At 64.4% G+C, this 17,441-nt stretch carries 16 protein-coding genes; 13 read left to right on the forward strand and 3 right to left on the reverse strand.

All coding sequences use genetic code 11. The features are described from left to right. Positions 1 to 20: 20 nt before the first annotated feature. Positions 21 to 1,415, reverse strand: a complete 1,395-nt coding sequence (argH, locus tag E8E75_RS24260) for an argininosuccinate lyase (RefSeq protein WP_120653978.1) — start codon at positions 1,413 to 1,415, stop codon at positions 21 to 23. Positions 1,416 to 1,633: 218 nt separating this feature from the next. Here argH and E8E75_RS24265 point away from each other — a divergent pair, with 218 nt between their 5' ends. The 6 genes from E8E75_RS24265 to E8E75_RS24290 all read left to right on the forward strand — a co-directional run bounded on the left by E8E75_RS24265 (position 1,634) and on the right by E8E75_RS24290 (position 7,694). Beyond that, positions 1,634 to 2,716 carry a sensor histidine kinase gene (locus E8E75_RS24265; RefSeq protein WP_120653979.1) on the forward strand — a complete coding sequence of 361 codons (1,083 nt, stop codon included), beginning with the start codon at positions 1,634 to 1,636 and terminating at the stop codon, positions 2,714 to 2,716. After that, a complete protein-coding gene (locus E8E75_RS24270) occupies positions 2,713 to 3,459 on the forward strand; it encodes a LytTR family DNA-binding domain-containing protein (protein WP_077525576.1) in 747 nt (248 codons plus the stop codon). The genes E8E75_RS24265 and E8E75_RS24270 overlap by 4 nt, the downstream gene beginning before the upstream one ends. Before the next feature lie 129 nt (positions 3,460 to 3,588). Then, positions 3,589 to 4,530: a hydroxymethylbilane synthase gene (gene hemC, locus E8E75_RS24275; protein ID WP_162945908.1), complete on the forward strand. Its 942-nt coding sequence runs from the start codon at positions 3,589 to 3,591 to the stop codon at positions 4,528 to 4,530. Continuing rightward, on the forward strand, positions 4,527 to 5,297 hold the full coding sequence (locus E8E75_RS24280; RefSeq protein WP_280359863.1) for a uroporphyrinogen-III synthase: 771 nt from the start codon (positions 4,527 to 4,529) through the stop codon (positions 5,295 to 5,297). Before hemC ends, E8E75_RS24280 begins: the two co-directional genes overlap by 4 nt. Positions 5,298 to 5,313: 16 nt before the next feature. Further along, a complete protein-coding gene (locus E8E75_RS24285; protein ID WP_256660895.1) occupies positions 5,314 to 6,447 on the forward strand; it encodes a uroporphyrinogen-III C-methyltransferase in 1,134 nt (377 codons plus the stop codon). Then, positions 6,444 to 7,694 carry a heme biosynthesis HemY N-terminal domain-containing protein gene (locus E8E75_RS24290; RefSeq protein WP_153919063.1) on the forward strand — a complete coding sequence of 417 codons (1,251 nt, stop codon included), beginning with the start codon at positions 6,444 to 6,446 and terminating at the stop codon, positions 7,692 to 7,694. Before E8E75_RS24285 ends, E8E75_RS24290 begins: the two co-directional genes overlap by 4 nt. A 46-nt stretch (positions 7,695 to 7,740) precedes the next feature. Here the strand turns inward: E8E75_RS24290 and E8E75_RS24295 are convergent, their stop codons facing one another. After that, the gene (locus E8E75_RS24295; protein ID WP_153919060.1) at positions 7,741 to 8,820 is read right to left on the reverse strand and encodes a PQQ-dependent sugar dehydrogenase; all 1,080 of its coding nucleotides are present in this window, start codon (positions 8,818 to 8,820) and stop codon (positions 7,741 to 7,743) included. A gap of 109 nt (positions 8,821 to 8,929) precedes the next feature. Here E8E75_RS24295 and E8E75_RS24300 point away from each other — a divergent pair, with 109 nt between their 5' ends. From E8E75_RS24300 to E8E75_RS24310, 3 genes are all read left to right on the forward strand, one after another. Next, positions 8,930 to 9,421, forward strand: a complete 492-nt coding sequence (locus E8E75_RS24300) for a disulfide bond formation protein B (protein ID WP_120653985.1) — start codon at positions 8,930 to 8,932, stop codon at positions 9,419 to 9,421. Between the two features lie 325 nt (positions 9,422 to 9,746). Further along, positions 9,747 to 10,217 (forward strand): sigma D regulator, encoded by a 471-nt coding sequence (rsd, locus tag E8E75_RS24305; RefSeq protein WP_120653986.1) that lies wholly within the window; start codon positions 9,747 to 9,749, stop codon positions 10,215 to 10,217. Positions 10,218 to 10,472: 255 nt separating this feature from the next. Continuing rightward, positions 10,473 to 11,612: an AlgP family protein gene (locus E8E75_RS24310; RefSeq protein ID WP_280359865.1), complete on the forward strand. Its 1,140-nt coding sequence runs from the start codon at positions 10,473 to 10,475 to the stop codon at positions 11,610 to 11,612. Here the strand turns inward: E8E75_RS24310 and E8E75_RS24315 are convergent. Next, positions 11,609 to 12,073 carry a TIGR02444 family protein gene (locus E8E75_RS24315; RefSeq protein ID WP_153919056.1) on the reverse strand — a complete coding sequence of 155 codons (465 nt, stop codon included), beginning with the start codon at positions 12,071 to 12,073 and terminating at the stop codon, positions 11,609 to 11,611. The two genes, E8E75_RS24310 and E8E75_RS24315, sit on opposite strands and share 4 nt — an antisense overlap. A gap of 50 nt (positions 12,074 to 12,123) precedes the next feature. Between E8E75_RS24315 and E8E75_RS24320 the strand changes: the two genes are divergently transcribed. The 4 genes from E8E75_RS24320 to E8E75_RS24335 all read left to right on the forward strand — a co-directional run bounded on the left by E8E75_RS24320 (position 12,124) and on the right by E8E75_RS24335 (position 17,395). After that, the gene (locus E8E75_RS24320) at positions 12,124 to 14,034 is read left to right on the forward strand and encodes an ATP-binding cassette domain-containing protein (RefSeq protein WP_120653989.1); all 1,911 of its coding nucleotides are present in this window, start codon (positions 12,124 to 12,126) and stop codon (positions 14,032 to 14,034) included. Beyond that, on the forward strand, positions 14,034 to 14,573 hold the full coding sequence (locus E8E75_RS24325) for a mechanosensitive ion channel family protein (protein WP_120653990.1): 540 nt from the start codon (positions 14,034 to 14,036) through the stop codon (positions 14,571 to 14,573). Before E8E75_RS24320 ends, E8E75_RS24325 begins: the two co-directional genes overlap by 1 nt. Positions 14,574 to 14,646: 73 nt before the next feature. After that, entirely contained in the window at positions 14,647 to 15,279 is a 633-nt protein-coding gene (rhtB, locus tag E8E75_RS24330) for a homoserine/homoserine lactone efflux protein (protein ID WP_153919053.1), read from the forward strand. 226 nt (positions 15,280 to 15,505) lie between these two features. Then, positions 15,506 to 17,395 (forward strand): cytochrome c/FTR1 family iron permease, encoded by a 1,890-nt coding sequence (locus tag E8E75_RS24335; RefSeq protein ID WP_280359866.1) that lies wholly within the window; start codon positions 15,506 to 15,508, stop codon positions 17,393 to 17,395. Positions 17,396 to 17,441: the final 46 nt, after the last annotated feature.

A 17,441-nucleotide genomic window follows, 5' to 3' on the forward strand; every position in this document is an offset into this window, starting at 1 on the left:
GTGCCGCCCGGCAGAGTGGGTCAGCGGCTGGCCAGCAGATCCTTGCCGCGCTGCACGGCGGCACGCACCTGGTTCGGCGCGGTGCCACCGATGTGGTCACGGGCGTTGACCGAGCCTTCCAGGGTCAGCACGGCGAAGACATCGTCGCCGATCTGGTCGCTGAACTTGCGCAGTTCGTCGAGGCTCATCTCGGCCAGGTCCTTGCCGCTGTCCACGCCGTACTTCACGGCGTGACCGACGATCTCGTGGCAGTCACGGAAGGGCAGCCCCTTGCGTACCAGGTAGTCGGCGAGGTCGGTGGCGGTGGAGAAGCCGCGGCGGGCTGCTTCGCGCATGATCTCGCGCTTGGGCTTGATGGCCGGGACCATGTCGGCGAAGGCACGCAGGCTGTCGCGCAGGGTGTCGGCGGCGTCGAACAGCGGCTCCTTGTCTTCCTGGTTGTCCTTGTTGTAGGCCAGCGGTTGGCCTTTCATCAGGGTCAGCAGGCCGGTGAGGGCGCCGAACACTCGACCGGACTTGCCGCGTACAAGCTCGGGCACGTCGGGGTTCTTCTTTTGCGGCATGATCGAGGAGCCGGTGCAGAAGCGGTCGGGCAGGTCGATGAACTGGAACTGGGCGCTGGTCCAGAGCACCAGTTCTTCGGAAAAGCGCGACAGGTGCATCATCGCCAGGGAGGCCGCGGCGCAGAATTCGATGGCGAAGTCACGGTCGGACACGCCGTCCAGGGAGTTGCCGCCAACGGCATCGAAGCCGAGCAGCTGGCAGGTGATCTCGCGCTGGATCGGGTAGGTGGTGCCGGCCAGGGCGGCCGAGCCCAGCGGCATGCGGTTGACCCGCTTGCGGCAGTCCACCAGGCGCTCGTAGTCGCGGCTGAGCATTTCGAACCAGGCCAGCAGATGGTGGCCGAATGTCACGGGCTGGGCGGTTTGCAGGTGGGTGAAGCCGGGCATGATGGTGCCGGCTTCGGCTTCGGCCAGACCGAGCAGGCCCTGCTGCAGGCGGGTGACTTCGCCTAGGATGGTGTCGATCTCGTCGCGTAGCCACAGGCGGATGTCGGTGGCGACCTGGTCGTTGCGACTGCGGCCGGTGTGCAGTTTCTTGCCGGTGACACCGATGCGATCGGTCAGGCGCGCTTCGATGTTCATGTGCACGTCTTCCAGGTCCACGCGCCAGTCGAAACTGCCGGCTTCGATTTCGCCCTGGATCTGCTTCAGGCCGTCGATGATGGCATCGCGTTCCGCCTCGCTCAGCACGCCGACCTGTGCCAGCATCGTGGCATGGGCGATCGAGCCCATGATGTCGTGGCGATACAGGCGCTTGTCGAAGTCTACGGACGCGGTGAATCGGGCGACGAAGGCGTCTACGGGCTCGCTGAAGCGGCCACCCCAGGACTGGTTGGTCTTGTCGGTGCTCATGGGTTCACTCGGTGAGGAAGGTGAAAGAAAGCCGATGGGCCGGAAAATACCGTCGATAATAACAGTGTTGCCGGAAAAACCGGCGCGGCCTGTCCGGTCGGGGGCTGGGCAGTTTGCTGTGGTCTTCACGGACGTGCCGTGGGTTTGATGGTTCAGTACAGGCTTTTGCCCGGCGACTCAGCCCCGTCGCCTGCCGGGCTATTGGGGATATGTCCGGGATGCCGAAGCGCCTGAAAAAGAAAGCGCGTTCCAAAACTGCCAACGACGACTTTTTCCTGCCGGAGCTCTGCCTGCCCGAGGCTTTACTCGGCCTGGTGCTGCTGGCCGAACTGCTGGTGCTGGTGTTGGTGCTGGCCGAGCCCATGCTGCCCAGCTTCAACTGGGTGCGCCTCGCCCTGACGTCCCTCTTCGTGCAATGGATCGTCCTGCTTTCCGCGGCCCTGCTGTGTCAGTTGCGGCCTCTGCTCGCGCGTCTGCGGGCGGCGCTGGCCGGCGGCATATGCTGCGCCCTGGTGGTAGGGCTGACGCTCGCCGGGACGACGGTGGCCGACTACTTCGACCTCGGTGGGCCGCTGCCTCGCAGTGGTGAGGTCAATCTTTACCTGCGCCATGGGCTGATCAGCCTGATCATGTCGGCGCTGTTGCTGCGCTATTTCTACCTGCAGAGCCAGTGGCGCAAGCAGCAGCAGGCCGAGCTCAAGGCACGCATCGAGTCCCTGCAGGCACGCATCCGCCCGCACTTTCTGTTCAACAGCCTGAACAGCATCGCCAGCCTCGTGGTGATCGATCCGGACAAGGCCGAGCAGGCTGTGCTCGACCTTTCCGACTTGTTTCGTGCCAGCCTGGCCAAGCCTGGGACCCTGGTCGACTGGGGCGAGGAATTGGAGCTTGCGAAACGATATCTATCGATCGAGCAATATCGTCTCGGAGAACGACTACAGTTGGATTGGCAGGTGGATGAAGTACCGGACGATCTGCCCATCCCCCAGTTGACGCTGCAGCCTTTGCTGGAGAACGCCCTGATCCATGGCATCCAGCCGCGCATCGAAGGGGGAGTGGTACGAATCGAAGCGGATTATCGCGACGGCATGTTCCGCCTCTGCGTGAGCAACCCTTACGAAGAGGTACAGGGGCAGTCGCCATCACGTGGCACCCAGCAGGCTCTACGCAATATCGACGCGCGCCTGACGGCACTTTTCGGGCCGCGGGCAAGTCTCAGCGTGGAGCGCCGTGACGGCCGCCACTTCACCTGTCTACGCTATCCTTGTGCGAGACTCACGCAGGAAGCCCGTGCGATATGAATGTCCTGATCGTCGACGATGAACCCCTTGCCCGCGAGCGCCTCAGCCGCCTGGTAGGCGACCTCGAGGGATACCGTGTCCTGGAGCCTGCCGCCAGCAATGGCGAGGAGGCGCTCACGCTGATCGACAGCCTCAAGCCGGATGTCGTTCTGCTCGACATTCGCATGCCTGGCCTGGATGGGCTGCAAGTGGCCGCCAAGCTCTGCGAGCGCGAGGCGCCACCGGCGGTGATCTTCTGCACGGCCCACGACGAATTCGCCCTCGAGGCCTTCCAGGTCAGTGCCGTTGGCTACTTGGTCAAGCCCGTGCGCTCGGAGTCGCTGGCCGAGGCGCTGAAGAAGGCTGAACGGCCGAACCGTGTACAACTCGCTGCGCTGACCCGTCCTGCCGCGGTCAGCGGGAGCGGTCCCCGAAGTCACATCAGCGCGCGAACCAGGAAAGGAATCGAGCTGATCCCCCTGGACCAGGTGATCTTCTTCATCGCCGACCACAAGTACGTGACGCTGCGCCACGAGCACGGCGAAGTGCTGCTGGACGAGCCGTTGAAGGCACTGGAAGACGAGTTCGGTGATCGTTTCGTGCGTATCCACCGCAATGCCCTGGTGGCGCGCGAACGGATCGAGCGATTGCAACGCACGCCGCTGGGGCACTTCCAGCTCTACCTCAAAGGCATGAACGGGGAGGCCCTGACGGTCAGCCGTCGCCACGTCGCGGGCGTGCGCAAGCTGATGAACAATCTTTAACGGCCGGTCGTCCCGCGAGCGCTCGTTCGCTACGTTTGTTCGACAGTCCGTGTCGTTCCGCGACAACCGCCCGCGCCCTCGCCGCACGCGGGCCTGTTATGATTCCGGGCATTACCGTTTCCGGAAATGATCATGTCCCGCGAGATCCGTATTGCCACCCGCAAGAGTGCCCTGGCCCTGTGGCAGGCCGAGTTCGTCAAAGCCCGTCTCGAAGAGGCCCACCCTGGCCTCAAGGTCAGCCTGGTGCCGATGGTCAGCAAGGGTGACAAGCTGCTCGACGCACCATTGGCGAAGATCGGTGGCAAGGGCCTGTTCGTGAAGGAGCTGGAAACGGCCATGCTGGAGAACGAGGCCGACATCGCCGTGCACTCCATGAAGGACGTGCCGATGGACTTCCCAGAAGGCCTGGGCCTGTATTGCATCTGCGAGCGCGAGGACCCGCGCGATGCCTTCGTCTCCAATCGTTTCGACAGCCTCGATGCCTTGCCTGCCGGCAGCGTGGTCGGTACCTCCAGCCTGCGCCGCCAGGCCCAGCTGCTGGCACGGCGGCCGGACCTGAAGATCCAATTCCTGCGCGGCAACGTGAACACCCGCCTGGCCAAGCTCGATGCCGGCGAGTACGACGCCATCATCCTCGCGGCCGCCGGCCTGATCCGTCTTGGCTTCGAGGATCGCATCCGCTCTTCCATCAGCGTCGAAGACAGCTTGCCTGCCGGTGGCCAGGGCGCCGTGGGCATCGAATGTCGCACGGCCGACAGCGAAATCCACGCCTTGCTGGCTCCCCTGCACCATCAGGACACGGCGCTGCGCGTGACCGCTGAGCGCGCCCTGAACAAGCACCTGAACGGCGGTTGCCAGGTGCCCATTGCCTGTTATGCGGTGCTTGAAGGCGACCAGCTTTGGCTCCGCGGACTGGTCGGTCAGCCCGATGGCGGGCAACTGCTTCGTGCCGAAGGCCGCGCCGCGTTCGCCGATGCCGAAGCCCTGGGCGTCAAGGTCGCCGAGGAACTGCTGGAGCTGGGCGCCGGGGACATCCTCAAGGCCGTATACGGCGAGGCCGGCCACCCGTGAAGGGCTGGCGGTTGCTGCTGACGCGCCCCGTCGAGGAGTGCGAAGCACTGGCTGCGACCTTGGCCGAGCACCAGGTCTTCAGCAGCAGCTTGCCGCTGTTGGCCATTGAACCCCTTGAGGAGTCGCCCGAGCAGCGTGGCCTCATCCTCGAGCTCGACCGTTATTGCGCCGTGGTGGTGGTCAGTAAACCTGCAGCCCGGCTTGGCCTCGATCTGATCGACCGTTACTGGCCGCACCTCCCCGCCGACCAGCATTGGTTCAGCGTGGGCGCGGCCACCGGTGCCTTGCTCGAAGACCGTGGCTTACCGGCGAGCTGGCCTGCGGTAGGTGACGACAGCGAGGCGCTGCTGGAACTGCCGCAACTGGTTGATGCTCTTTCAGTGCGCGATCCCAGGGTGCTGATCATGCGCGGGGAGGGTGGCCGAGAATTCCTGGCCGACCGCTTGCGCGGCCAAGGCGTCGCGGTCGACTATCTGGAACTCTATCGGCGCTGCCTGCCGGTCTATCCGGTGGGCACCCTGGCGCACCGCGTCGAGTCGGAACGCCTGAACGGCCTGGTGGTCAGCAGTGGTCAGGGGCTGGAAAACCTTCAGCACCTGGCTGGTGCCGCCTGGCCCGAACTGTCACGCCTTACCCTGTTCGTACCCAGCCCGCGAGTGGCCGGGCAGGCAGTCGAGGCGGGCGCGAAGAATGTTGTGGATTGCCGTGGTGCCAGTGCCGCGGCCTTGTTGGCGGCGCTCAGGCAGCATCCGGCGCCCGCCCACTGAAGCGAAGGATGGATACGTGAGCGAAGCAGAAGCCCCGAAACAAGAGCAGCACACTACAGCCGCCGACCCCGTCACTCCCGCCAGCGCCGCGCCTGCCTCTCGGGGCAATGGTCTGGCCCTGTTCGCCCTGTTGCTGGGCGCCGCCGGCATCGCCGTGGGCGCCTGGGGCCTCTGGCAGGTACGCGGCCTGGAAACCCGCGACCAGCAGCAACTCAGCATGGTCGAGGATGCACGTGGCCAGACCCGCGCCTTGGCCCAGCGCGATCAGCAACTGACCCAGCGCCTGGAAGAACTGCCTAGCGCCGCTGAACTTGACGAGCGCCGTCGCCTGCTGGTGGACCTGCAAGGTGACCAGCAGCAGCTACGCCAGCGCCTGGAAACAATCCTCGGCGCCAGCCGCAAGGACTGGCGCCTGGCCGAGGCCGAGCATCTGTTGCGCCTTGCCAGCCTGCGTCTCTCGGCATTGCAGGATATCCACAGCGCTACCGCACTGGTTCAGGCCGCCGACGACATTCTCCGTGAGCAGGACGATCCCGGCGCCTACGCCGCTCGCGAAGAGCTGGCGAAGAGCCTGGTCGCTCTGCGCAGCACCGAGCAGCCTGACCGCACCGGCCTGTTCCTGCAGCTGGGCGCCCTACGTGAGCAGGCCGTCCAGCTCAACCCACTGGTGCCGGCCTTCGAAGACAAGGGCGGCGTACTCTTGGATATCGCCGCCGAAGGCGATGGTGGCAGCGCCTGGGCCGAGTGGCTGGAGAAACTCTCGCACTACTTCCGAATCCAGCTGGATGCGAGCCAGGACATCAAACCGTTGCTCGCCGGACAGAACCTGTCGCAGGTCCGTCTTGCCCTTTCGCTCGCCCTCGAGCAGGCGCAATGGGGCGCGCTGCATGGTCAGACTCAGGTCTACCAGCAGTCGCTGGGCCAGGCGCGTGAAGTGCTTCGCGGTCACTTCAATGAAGAGAACCCGGACAGCCGCGCCCTGCTGGCGCGCCTCGATGAACTCTCCGGCCAGCCGGTGGAAGTCAAGGCGCCTGATCTCGCCCCTGCGCTGGGCGCCCTTCAGGCCTACCTGCAACGCACTCCGGGCGCGGCCGCTGGCGAATCCGAGAAGCCGGCTGCTGCCGAACCGGCCAAGGAGGCCGGCCAATGAAGCGTCTGCTCAAGGTCCTGCTGATCCTCGCAGTGATCGGCGCGGCCGCCACCCTCATCGGCATGGCCGTGGCCCAACACAAGGGCTATGTGCTGGTGGCCTACAAGGGCTTCCGCTACGAGTCCACCCTCTGGGCCACCCTGGCGTTGCTGGCGGTGCTGTGGCTGTTGTTCGCCGGACTGCGCTACCTGCTGCGACTGGTGGTGATGTCCGGAGGTGTGGTCAATCCCTGGTCGCGGCGCAATGCCCGGCGCCGCGCGCGACTGGCGTCCGAACAAGGCCTGCTGGACCTTGCCGAAGGTCGTTGGGCGCGCGCGCTGCGCCATCTCAAGCGTGCCGCTGAAGGCGATCCGCAGCCGTTGATCTACTACTTGGGTGCCGCCCGCGCAGCACAGAAGATCGGCCAGACCGAGGAAGCCGAGAAACTGCTGGAGCGGGCCCTGGAGCGTCAGCCCCAGGCCGAGCTGGCAATTGCCCTTGCCCATGCCGAGCTGCAACTGGATCGCGGCGACTCCGCAGCGGCGCTGGAAACCCTGAAGGCCGTGCAAGAGCGCCATCCGCGCCATCACCAGGTATTGCGCCAGCTACTGCATCTGCACGAAGTGCGCGGGGACTGGGCCGCCCTGGTCGGCCTGCTGCCTGCGCTGCGCAAAGAGAAGGCATTGCCGGAAAGCCAGCTGGCCGAGCTTGAATTGCGTGTGTGGAGCGCCCGCCTGCACCAGGCCGGAGAAGAGGGGCTGAACGAGGGCGAGACCGCTCTCCAACCGCTGACCCGAGCCTGGCAGCAGCTGTCCTCCGCCCAGCGCAACGAGCCACGTCTGGTACTGGCCTTTGCCGAACAGCTGCGCCGTCTGGGGGCCGAGGAAGAAGCCGAGGAAGCGGTGCGGGGCGCCATCAAGCGCGGCTACGACGACAACCTGGTGCGCCTCTATGGTCTGTTGCGCGGCAGTGATCCGGCCCGTCAGTTGCAGGCTGCCGAGGGTTGGCTGAAAGAGCATCCCAGTGACGGCACCTTGCTGCTCACCTTGGGGCGCCTGTCCCTGCGCAATCGTCTCTGGGGCAAGGCTCGGGAGTATTTCGAGAGCAGCCTGACCTTCCGCCGTGATCCCGAAACCTGTGCCGAACTGGCTCGCCTGCTCGCCCAGTTGGGTGAAGTGGAGCGCAGCAACCAGCTGTTCCAGGAGGGTCTCGGCCTGCTCGATCAGCGTCTGCCGGCCTTGCCCTTGCCAACGGAAAGGATCGCCTGATAGCGAAAAGGCCCGGGACATCCCGGGCCTTTTTTACTGCGGCGCTTCATTGCCCAACGTATTCGATGCGATAGATGGCGCCCGCGTGATCGTCGCTTACCAGCAGGGCGCCATCCTGCGTTACCAGCACGTCTGCCGGCCTACCCCAGACATCACCATCCTCCAGCCAGCCCTCGGCGAACACGCTTTGGCGCTTCAGGCTGCCATCGGGGTGGAGTTCGACGCGTTTGATCCGATAGCCGATTTTTTCACTGCGGTTCCACGAACCGTGCTCGGCTATGAATAGGTTGTTGCGGTATTCCGCGGGGAATTGGTTGCCGGTGTAGAAACGCAGGCCAAGAGGCGCAACATGCGGCCCCAGCCTGGCGACAGGGGCGACGAATTCGCTGCAAGGGCGTTGGGAGAACTTCGGGTCAGTCACGTTGCCTGCGTGGCAATAAGGAAAACCGAAATGCTGGCCGGGTTTTTCCAGCCGATTCAGCTCGCAATCAGGCATGTCGTCGCCCATCAGGTCGCGACCGTTGTCGCTGAACCAGAGCTCGCCGGTCTGCGGATGCCAGTCGAAGCCCACCGTGTTGCGCACACCTTGCGCCACCAGTTCCATGTCGCTGCCATCGGCGTTCATGCGGTGAATGGCGGCATAGGTATCGGGGTCGTCATCGCACACGTTGCACGGTGCGCCCACCGGCACATACAACTTGCCGTCAGGGCCAAAGGCGATGAACTTCCAGCCGTGGTGGGTTTCCCGGGGCAGGTCCGAATTAACCACCTCGGCGTCGGGTGGCGAATCGAGGCGCGACTCTATGTCGCGCAGGCGCAGGATTCGGCTGACTGCCGAGACGTATAGGTCGCCTCCCTTGTAGGCCACCCCAACGGGTAGCTGTAGGCCGCTGGCGATGATGCGGACCTTTCCGCTGGCAGGTTCCAGTGCATAGACCTTCCCGGCCGCATTGCTACCGACGAACAGGGTGCCGCGCTCACCCCAGGTCATCTCCCGGGCGTTGGGCACCTGGTCGCTCACCAGCGTGATGCGAAAGCCCTCGGGCAGGCGAATGCGCTCCAGCGGCAGTGCGGCATTGGCGAACCCGGGCAACAGCAGCAGGAATGGCAGGAGCAGCCGACACATGGCGGTTTTCTCCGGATAGGCAACCTCATCCAGCCTAGTCGGTCGCCTTGAAAGGCCAAGGTGCTTTCCACTACCGTAACGCCCTTTCCGATAACCCAACGGAGCCGCCATGACCCTGGCAAGCCCGCGTTCGCTTTTCCTGCTCGCCTTCCTCGGTTGCGTCGCTGTAATGGGGGGAGCGCTATATCTTGAGCACGCCCTTGGCCTCGAACCATGCCCGCTGTGCATCGTCCAGCGCGTCTTCATCATCGCCTTCGGTATCGTCTGCCTGATCGCCGCGCTGCATGGCCCAGAGCGTACCGGGCGGCGTATCTACGCCGTGCTGGCTCTGCTGTTCTCGGCTGGTGGCGCTGCTTTCGCCGGTCGCCAGATCTGGTTGCAAAGCGTGCCTGCAGACCAACTGCCCGCATGCCTGCCGAGCTTCGACTACATGATGGAAGCCTGGCCGTTCCTGCAGATCATCAAGACCATGCTCCATGGTACGGCGGATTGTGCTGCGGTGACCTGGACCCTGTTCGGCATGAGCATTCCCGAATGGAGCCTGCTGGCCTTCGTCGGCTGCATCCTGTTCTCGCTTTACCAACTGCTGCGTCGCGCGTGATCGCTCTAGGCGCATGGCTTTGCCATGCGCCTTCCAGGCGTGCTTTTCCGTCCCTTTCCGCACTAATTCGCGCTGCGCCAATCCGCCGCGCCAGCCCCAGAGCTCCGGCCAGACAGGCCGCGGCCTGTCGATTAAACGCTCGTATGAATTTTTTCCCGCGCGCGCCTTGATGGCACTGCCCGGCGGGCATACTCTGGCCCGCACGCGCCGCCGGAATATTGCCGTTTTAGCGGCGTCTTCCCAGAATCTTGCACCGGTCGACAAAAAACCGTCTCGGAGCGGACGTATAACGGCATTACCGAATTAGGGAAGTGAGGTCGTCACCATGCTCGAAAGTTGCCAGAACGCTCAGGAACGTTGGGGTGGCGTGCACCAGCTGATCGACCGCTGGTTGCAGGAGCGCCATGAGCTAGTCCGTGTCTATAGCTCGCTGAGCGAAAAACCCCAGGCTCCCAGCGCCAATGCAGAAGCACTGCAAAGGTTTTGTGAGGTCCTGCTGGACTACGTGTCGGCAGGGCACTTCGAGGTCTACGAGCAATTGCTCAATGAGGCGAAAGCGTTTGGTGACCAACGCGGCCTCGACCTCGCCAAGCAAATCTATCCCCGTATCGAAGCCATCACCGAAGTTGCACTGGCCTTCAACGACCGCTGCGACAACGGTGACTGCCGTGACATCTGCCTGACTTCCGAACTGAAGAATCTCGGGCAACTGCTTCACGAACGCTTCGAGTTGGAAGACTGCCTGATCGAAGTGCTGCACAACGCCCATCAGGGTGAGGCCTCGCAACCGGCCTAATCGCTGTCCTGCCGGCACTGGAATCGGGGTGGCGGATTTTCGCTGAATGCCCCATTCCAGAGCCTTCCTGGCGTTGGTTAGCTGTTGCTGTTGGCAGGGGTCGCCGGCCTCGTGGTTCCAGGTCCGGACCGTACTTGCGAAACCCTGCACCGGCAATCCGTCGCAAGGCCCAGGCGGGCGATATGGCGCGGCCTCTGGCGACTCGCGAAACAGGCGACTAGTATGGGCCAAATAACGCCCGCCAGGAGGCATACCATGTCGGCCAAGAAGAAGCCTGTAAGCACCCCGCTGCACCTGCTGCACCAACTGTCCTTCAGTCTGCTCGAACACCTTGAGAAAGCCTGCGCCCAAGCTTCGGTCGATGCTGAGAAGCTCCTGACCAAATTGGAGAAACAACGCGGCAAGGCTCAAGAGAAACTGCACACCGCGCGCACCAAGCTGCAGGATGCTGCCAAAGCTGGCAAAGCCAAGGCTCAAGCCAAGGCCAAAGCCAATATCGGCGAACTCGAAGCTCTCCTGGACACGCTGAAGAATCGCCAGGCCGAAACCCGCACCTACATCGCCCAGCTCAAGCGTGACTCTCAGGAAAGCCTGAAGCTCGCGCAGGGCGTCGGCAAGGTCCGCGAGGCTGCAGGCAAGGCCTTGGCTACTCGCGAAGCCAAGCCCGCAGCTGTCAAGGCAGCAGCCAAGCCTGTCGCCAAACCGGCTGCCAAGCCCGCAGCAGCCAAGCCCGCCGCGAAGCCGGCCGCCAAGGTTGCCGCTGCTAAGCCCGCCGCCAAACCGGCTGCCAAGCCCGCAGCAGCCAAGCCAGCTGCGAAGCCGGCCGCCAAGGTTGCCGCTGCTAAACCCGCTGCCAAACCGGCTGCCAAGTCCGCAGCAGCCAAGCCTGCCGCGAAGCCGGGCGCCAAGGTTGCCGCTGCTAAACCGGCCGCCAAGCCTGCTGCCAAACCGGCCGCGAAGCCGGCAGTGAAGGCCGCCGCTAAACCAGCAGCCAAACCGACAGCCAAGCCTGCAGCGAAACCCGCCGCAGCCAAGCCGGCCGCTAAAGTCGCTGCTGCGAAACCTGCCGCCAAGCCGACTGCTAAACCCGCTGCCAAACCAGCTGCCAAGCCCGCTGCAGCCAAGTCCGCAGCGAAACCCGCCGCGACCGCTGCCAAGCCTGCTGCCGCTGCGAAGCCAGCTGCGAAACCCGCTGCCAAGCCTGCCGTGAAGAAAGTCGCTCCGGCCAAGCCAGCGGCAGCCAAGCCAGCTGCGAAACCCGCCGCTCCGGCCGCAGCCAAACCTGCAGCTGCTCCGGCCGCCCCGACCGCTCCGGCGGTGCCGGCCGCCGCGCCGGTTGCCAGCGTGGCGCCGACCAGCAGCAACGGCGCCGCTCCGACTTCGCCGTCGAACTAAAGCGCCAGGACCGCGACGCGCAGCTGTTCCAGTGCGTCGCGGTCCGCTCCCTTCCGCTTCGGGCAACAGCCCGAGAGCCAGTTTTCAATCTGTTCCATCTCCCCGGCTGCCCAACCAGCGGTGGCGCTTTCCAGGCGCGCCAGTAGCTCGCGTTCGGCTTCCAGTTCCAGCGACTTGATCTGCTCGCGCAACCCGGTCAGCGCCTGATCGTTCTGTGCCTGTGCACGCCAGTTCTGGCGTAGCGAACGCAGGGGCTTGATCACCTGTTCCTGCCAGGGATCGCAAACCTCGCACAGGGCATCCAGGCGAGTGATGTCGAAGGTGGTACCGCGTTGTCCCAGCCAGCAGGCCGTGAGCAGCAGGCAGACATCCACACCGTCTTCCTGAAGACGCAAGCAGGCTTGCTCGACACCGGGTTCGGTGTAGAGGCGCAGGGCGAAAGTCCACAGGTCTGAACGCATAGAGCTCCTCGGGCGGCACGGCGGCGAAGCTGATAAACTCCGCCGCCATCATGATCCGACTGCAAAATCTCACTCTACAGCGTGGTCCTCAGCGCCTGCTAGAAGGCGCCGAACTGACCCTGCACGCCGGCCAGAAGGTCGGCCTCATCGGCGCCAACGGTGCCGGCAAATCCAGCTTGTTCGCCCTGCTGCGTGGCGAGCTGGGGCCGGATGCGGGCGATTGCCTGCTGCCCGCCGATTGGCGCATCGCCCATATGCGCCAGGAAGTGGACAACCTCGAGCGCCTGGCCGTGGACTACGTCCTCGATGGCGACCAGCACCTGCGCCGGGTTCAGCGTGAACTCGCGGCCGCTGAGGCTGGCCATGACGGCACCGCCATCGCTCGCCTGCACATCGAGCTGGACAGCGCCGATGGTTATACGGCCGACGCCCGAGCACGCAAGCTGCTGGCCGGACTCGGCTTCACCGCGGAGCAGATGGACCGTCGCGTCGGCGACTTTTCCGGCGGCTGGCGGATGCGCCTGAACCTCGCTCAGGCGCTAATGTGCCCCTCCGAATTGCTGCTGCTCGACGAACCCACCAACCACCTCGACCTCGATGCCATCCTCTGGCTCGAAGAGTGGCTCAAGGGCTATCCGGGCACGCTGCTGCTGATTTCCCACGACCGCGATTTCCTCGATGCGGTCGTGGACAACGTTGCGCACCTCGAGCAGCAAAAGCTGACCCTCTATCGTGGTGGTTACTCCGCCTTCGAGCGCACCCGTGCCGAGCGCCTGGCGCAGCAGCAGCAGGCGTACGAGAAGCAGCAGGCCCAGCGTGCGCACATGGAGAAGTACATCGCCCGCTTCAAGGCGCAGGCGACCAAGGCCCGCCAGGCCCAGAGCCGGATCAAGGCCCTGGAGCGCCTGGAGGAACTGGCGCCGGCCCACGTGGATTCGCCGTTCGACTTCAGCTTCCGCGAGGCTGACAAGATTTCCAGCCCGCTGCTGGACCTTTCCGAAGGTCGTCTCGGCTACGGCGAGAAGGCCGTACTGCAGCAGGTGAAGTTGCAGTTGGCACCGGGCGCACGAATCGGCTTGCTGGGCCCCAACGGCGCCGGCAAGTCGACCCTGATCAAGACTCTTTCCGGCGACATCGAGCCGCTTGGTGGCCGCCTCGCCCGGGGTGAAAACCTCGCGATTGGCTATTTCGCCCAGCATCAACTCGATGCACTCGACCCCAAGGCCAGTCCGCTCCTGCATCTGCAGCGCCTTGCCCCGAGCGAACGCGAGCAAACCCTGCGCGACTTCCTCGGTGGTTTCGACTTCCGTGGAGATCGTTGCGACGAGGCGGTGACCAACTTCTCCGGTGGCGAAAAGGCGCGCTTGGCTCTGGCGCTGATCGCTTGGCAGAAGCCCAACCTGTTGCTTCTGGACGAACCGACCAACCACCTCGACCTGGAAATGCGCCTGGCACTGACAATGGCCCTGCAGGATTTCGCTGGCGCCGTACTGGTGGTGTCCCACGACCGTCACCTGCTCAAGAGCACCACCGACGAGTTTCTGCTGGTGGCTGATGGTCGTGTGCAGAGCTTCGATGGCGACCTCGACGACTACGCTCGTTGGCTGGTGGATTTCCGCGCGCGCCAGGCTCCCGCCACCAGCGCGCCGGTGAACCCGGACAAGACTGACAAGCGCGCCCAGCGCCAGGCCGCCGCCGCCTTGCGCCAGCAATTGGCTCCGCACAAGAAGGAAGCCGACAAGCTCGAGAAGGACCTGGGCAAGGTGCACGAGCAATTGGCCCGCGTCGAAGAGCGTCTTGGCGATTCCGCCCTCTACGAAGCGGCGCGAAAGGATGAACTACGCGACCTGCTGGCCGAGCAGGCGCGTCTGAAGGGCCGTGAGGCTGAACTTGAAGAGGCTTGGCTTCTGGCTCTGGAAACCCTGGAGGAGCTGCAGCGGCAACTGGAGGCAGCGGATTGATGGATGACCTGCAACTCCTGACGGCTTGGAGCGAGCCACTGATCCGCGCTGCTCAGGTATTGCTGATCGTACTGCTGGCCTGGCTGGTGCAACGCATCGTCACCCGCGGCATCACCCGTCTCGGACAACGTTATCCACAGCTACCTTCGGAGCTGATGCTGCCCCTGCGCGGGCTATTGCGCTGGATGATCCTCGGCAGCGCCTTCATGTTGGTGCTCGAGCGCTTCGGCGTCTCGGCCGAGGTGCTGTGGACTGCCCTGACCGGTTTTGCCGCTGTAGCTGCGGTCGCGTTCTTCGCGATCTGGAGCGTGCTCTCCAACATGTTCTGCGCGGTGTTGATCTTCTCCCTCGGGCCGTTCCGCATGGGCGACAAGGTCGAGGTGGTGGAAAGCGCGGACAAGCCCGGCGTGAAGGGTAGGGTGATCGCTATCAACCTCTTCTACACCACCCTCGAAGACCTCAGCGAAGAAAACCACGGCGCCCTGGTACAAGTGCCCAACAGCCTATTCTTCCAAAAGGCAGTACGCCGCTGGCGCTGACGGCACTGGGCAGCGGTGGGATGAAGGGGTAGGCTCTGCGGCCTGCCCCTTTTTCGTTTCCGAGGTATCTGCCATGGCGCTCCAGACCTGGCTCGCTTTCCTGGTTGCCTGCTGGGTGATCAGCCTCTCACCGGGTGCCGGTGCCATCGCTTCCATGTCCTCCGGGCTGCAATACGGTTTCCTCCGGGGCTACTGGAACGCGCTTGGCCTGCAGATCGGCCTGGCGCTGCAGATCGCCATCGTTGCTGCCGGCGTCGGCGCGATCCTTGCCACTTCCGCCTTGGCCTTCAGCCTGATCAAGTGGTTCGGTGTGGTTTACCTGGTCTATCTCGCGGTCAAGCAGTGGCGGGCCCTGCCCAGCGACATGTCCAACGATTCCGCGGAACGCCCCATCGGCCGTCCGCTCACCCTGGTGCTGCGTGGCTTCCTGGTGAACTTCAGCAATCCCAAGGCGATCGTCTTCATGCTCGCGGTATTGCCGCAGTTCATCGATCCGCATGCGCCGCTTGTGGAGCAGTACTTGGTGATGGGCGTGACCATGATCACCGTCGACCTGATCGTCATGGCCGGCTATACGGGGCTTGCCGCCCGCGTCCTCCGGCTGCTGCGCTCGCCGCGCCAGCAGCGCTTGATGAATCGCAGCTTCGCCGCCCTGTTCGTCGGCGCGGCAGCGTTGCTGGCGACCGTGCGCCGCGCGCCGGTCTGAAGGTTGCGAACTCCGGCGAGCGGGTGCTTGTCGGAATTCTTCCCGTCGGAATCCTTCCTTTCATCGAACTGCCCCGAGCAATTCCAATTGCATTGAAGGCCAGGAATGACGGGGCCTTCAGCAAATTTTCGCAATCTCTGAACGTGATCGGATGAGCGATTTGGGCTTGAGATCAATTGTTAGGAAGGTAACAATTCGTTTCCCCATTCTCATTTGAGATTGACTCATGTTCCCCATTCCGAGATTGCTCAGGTGGCTTCTCGTGCCGCTGATGGCACTCTGCAGTTTCAGCCTGATGGCCGACCAGGCCGACGGCGCCGCGCAGGCCTTGCACCTGCTCAGTTACATCGGGGCCGACTACCCCGCTACCGTAGTCGACGGCAAAGTCATCGACGCCGGCGAATACCGCGAACAGATTGAATTCCTCGGCGCACTGCAGGGCCTGATCGTTGCCCTGCCAGCCCGTGATGGCCAGAAGGAACTGGAGCAGGGCGTTGCCAATCTGTACCAGGCCGTACAGGACAGGCAGAGCGGTGCCGCGGTTGCCCGCCAGGCGCGCCAGTTGGCCACGCGGCTGGCGGCGACTTATGAGGTCAGCCAGGCCCCGCTCATCACACCTGACCCCGCCCGTGGTGCGCCGCTCTACGCGCAGCACTGCAGCGTCTGCCACGGCGATAACGGTGCCGGCGATGGCCCGGCCGGCATGGGCCTGGAGCCGCCGCCGGCCAACCTGCGCGATCAGGCGCGGATGGACCGGTTGAGTCTCTATGACCTCTTCAACACGCTCGGTCTGGGGGTTGAAGGTACCGACATGCCGGCTTTCGCTGACCAGCTGGACGACCGTCAGCGTTGGGATCTGGCGAGCTACATCGCCAGCTTCAGCGCCGACCCGTCGGTGAAGGGCGAGGCCATCTCCCTTGGCGAGCTGGCCGGCCGCACGCCGGAAGAAGTCGGCGCCAGTCAGGGTGCTGCCATCCAGGCGCTGTTCCGAGCCCAGCGCGCCCAGCCGCCGGTGCAACAGCGCGGGCCAAAGGAGCTGATCGGTCATACCCGTTCCACTCTGGAGCAGAGCCTCAAGGCTTACCGTGATGGTGATGCGGATCAGGCCTACGACCTCTCGGTAGCCGCCTACCTTGAAGGCTTCGAACTGGTGGAAAGCTCCCTCGACAACCTCGACACCGTTCAGCGCAAGACCACCGAACGCGCGCTGATGGCTTACCGCCAGGCGCTGCAGGACCGCCAGTCCATTGGGCAGGCCGCGCAACTGCTGGAAAAGGCCACGGCCGAACTGGACAAGTCCGCCGACCTCCTGGGCAGCGATGGCCTGAGCGGTTCGCTGAGTTTCATTTCCAGCTTGCTGATCCTGCTGCGCGAAGGCCTCGAGGCGATCCTGGTGCTGGCGGCGATCCTCGCGTTCCTGCGCAAGACCGACCAGGAGCATGCGATTCGCAGCGTTCATGTGGGCTGGGGCCTGGCCATCGTCGCCGGCTTCGCCACCTGGGCAGTAGCGGCTTTCCTGATCGATGTCGGCGGCGCCCAGCGCGAATTGATGGAAGGTTTCACGGCGCTGTTCGCCTGCGTGATGGTGCTCTGGCTCGGCGTGTGGATGCATGACCGCCGCCACGCCGCTGCGTGGCAGAGTTACATCAAGGAACACCTGTTGAGCAGCAGCGGCCGCTTCGGTTTTGCGACCCTGGCGTTCTTCTCGGTGTACCGCGAGCTGTTCGAAGTGATCCTCTTCTACGAAACCCTCTGGCTGCAGGCGGGACCTGCCGGCCATGGCATGGTCATCGCGGGTGCGGCGACTGCCCTGGTACTGCTGGTGGGTCTGGCCTGGGTCATCCTGCGCGGCTCGGCGAAGCTGCCGCTGGGGACCTTCTTCATGGCCAACGCCATCCTGCTCTGCGCCCTATCGGTGGTGTTCGCCGGTCATGGCGTGGCCGCCCTGCAGGAAGCCGGAGTCCTGGGTACGCGTCCGGTGCCCTTCTTCGAATTCGACTGGCTGGGCATTCATCCTGATGCCTACACGCTGTCGGCCCAAGGGCTGGCATTGCTGGCCATCGCGGCGCTTTACGGCCGCAGCTGGCTGCGCGAGCGCAGCGCGGCGCAGGCCTGACTGGAGGGCGGGGGGTGTAAACTTCTCGCCCTTTTCTTATCTGCGG

The sequence above is a fragment of the Pseudomonas sp. BN606 genome (assembly GCF_029873115.1).
Taxonomy (GTDB): Bacteria; Pseudomonadota; Gammaproteobacteria; order Pseudomonadales; family Pseudomonadaceae; genus Metapseudomonas.

What these genes read in the sequence shown, in the direction of transcription:
- argH (WP_120653978.1), bottom strand. Translation starts at nt 1,415, where the DNA reads ATGAGCACCGACAAGACCAACCAGTCCTGGGGTGGCCGCTTCAGCGAG.
- E8E75_RS24265 (WP_120653979.1), top strand. Translation starts at nt 1,634, where the DNA reads ATGCCGAAGCGCCTGAAAAAGAAAGCGCGTTCCAAAACTGCCAACGAC.
- E8E75_RS24270 (WP_077525576.1), top strand. Translation starts at nt 2,713, where the DNA reads ATGAATGTCCTGATCGTCGACGATGAACCCCTTGCCCGCGAGCGCCTC.
- E8E75_RS24290 (WP_153919063.1), top strand. Translation starts at nt 6,444, where the DNA reads ATGAAGCGTCTGCTCAAGGTCCTGCTGATCCTCGCAGTGATCGGCGCG.
- E8E75_RS24295 (WP_153919060.1), bottom strand. Translation starts at nt 8,820, where the DNA reads ATGTGTCGGCTGCTCCTGCCATTCCTGCTGCTGTTGCCCGGGTTCGCC.
- E8E75_RS24300 (WP_120653985.1), top strand. Translation starts at nt 8,930, where the DNA reads ATGACCCTGGCAAGCCCGCGTTCGCTTTTCCTGCTCGCCTTCCTCGGT.
- rsd (WP_120653986.1), top strand. Translation starts at nt 9,747, where the DNA reads ATGCTCGAAAGTTGCCAGAACGCTCAGGAACGTTGGGGTGGCGTGCAC.
- E8E75_RS24310 (WP_280359865.1), top strand. Translation starts at nt 10,473, where the DNA reads ATGTCGGCCAAGAAGAAGCCTGTAAGCACCCCGCTGCACCTGCTGCAC.
- E8E75_RS24315 (WP_153919056.1), bottom strand. Translation starts at nt 12,073, where the DNA reads ATGCGTTCAGACCTGTGGACTTTCGCCCTGCGCCTCTACACCGAACCC.
- E8E75_RS24320 (WP_120653989.1), top strand. Translation starts at nt 12,124, where the DNA reads ATGATCCGACTGCAAAATCTCACTCTACAGCGTGGTCCTCAGCGCCTG.
- E8E75_RS24325 (WP_120653990.1), top strand. Translation starts at nt 14,034, where the DNA reads ATGGATGACCTGCAACTCCTGACGGCTTGGAGCGAGCCACTGATCCGC.
- rhtB (WP_153919053.1), top strand. Translation starts at nt 14,647, where the DNA reads ATGGCGCTCCAGACCTGGCTCGCTTTCCTGGTTGCCTGCTGGGTGATC.
- E8E75_RS24335 (WP_280359866.1), top strand. Translation starts at nt 15,506, where the DNA reads ATGTTCCCCATTCCGAGATTGCTCAGGTGGCTTCTCGTGCCGCTGATG.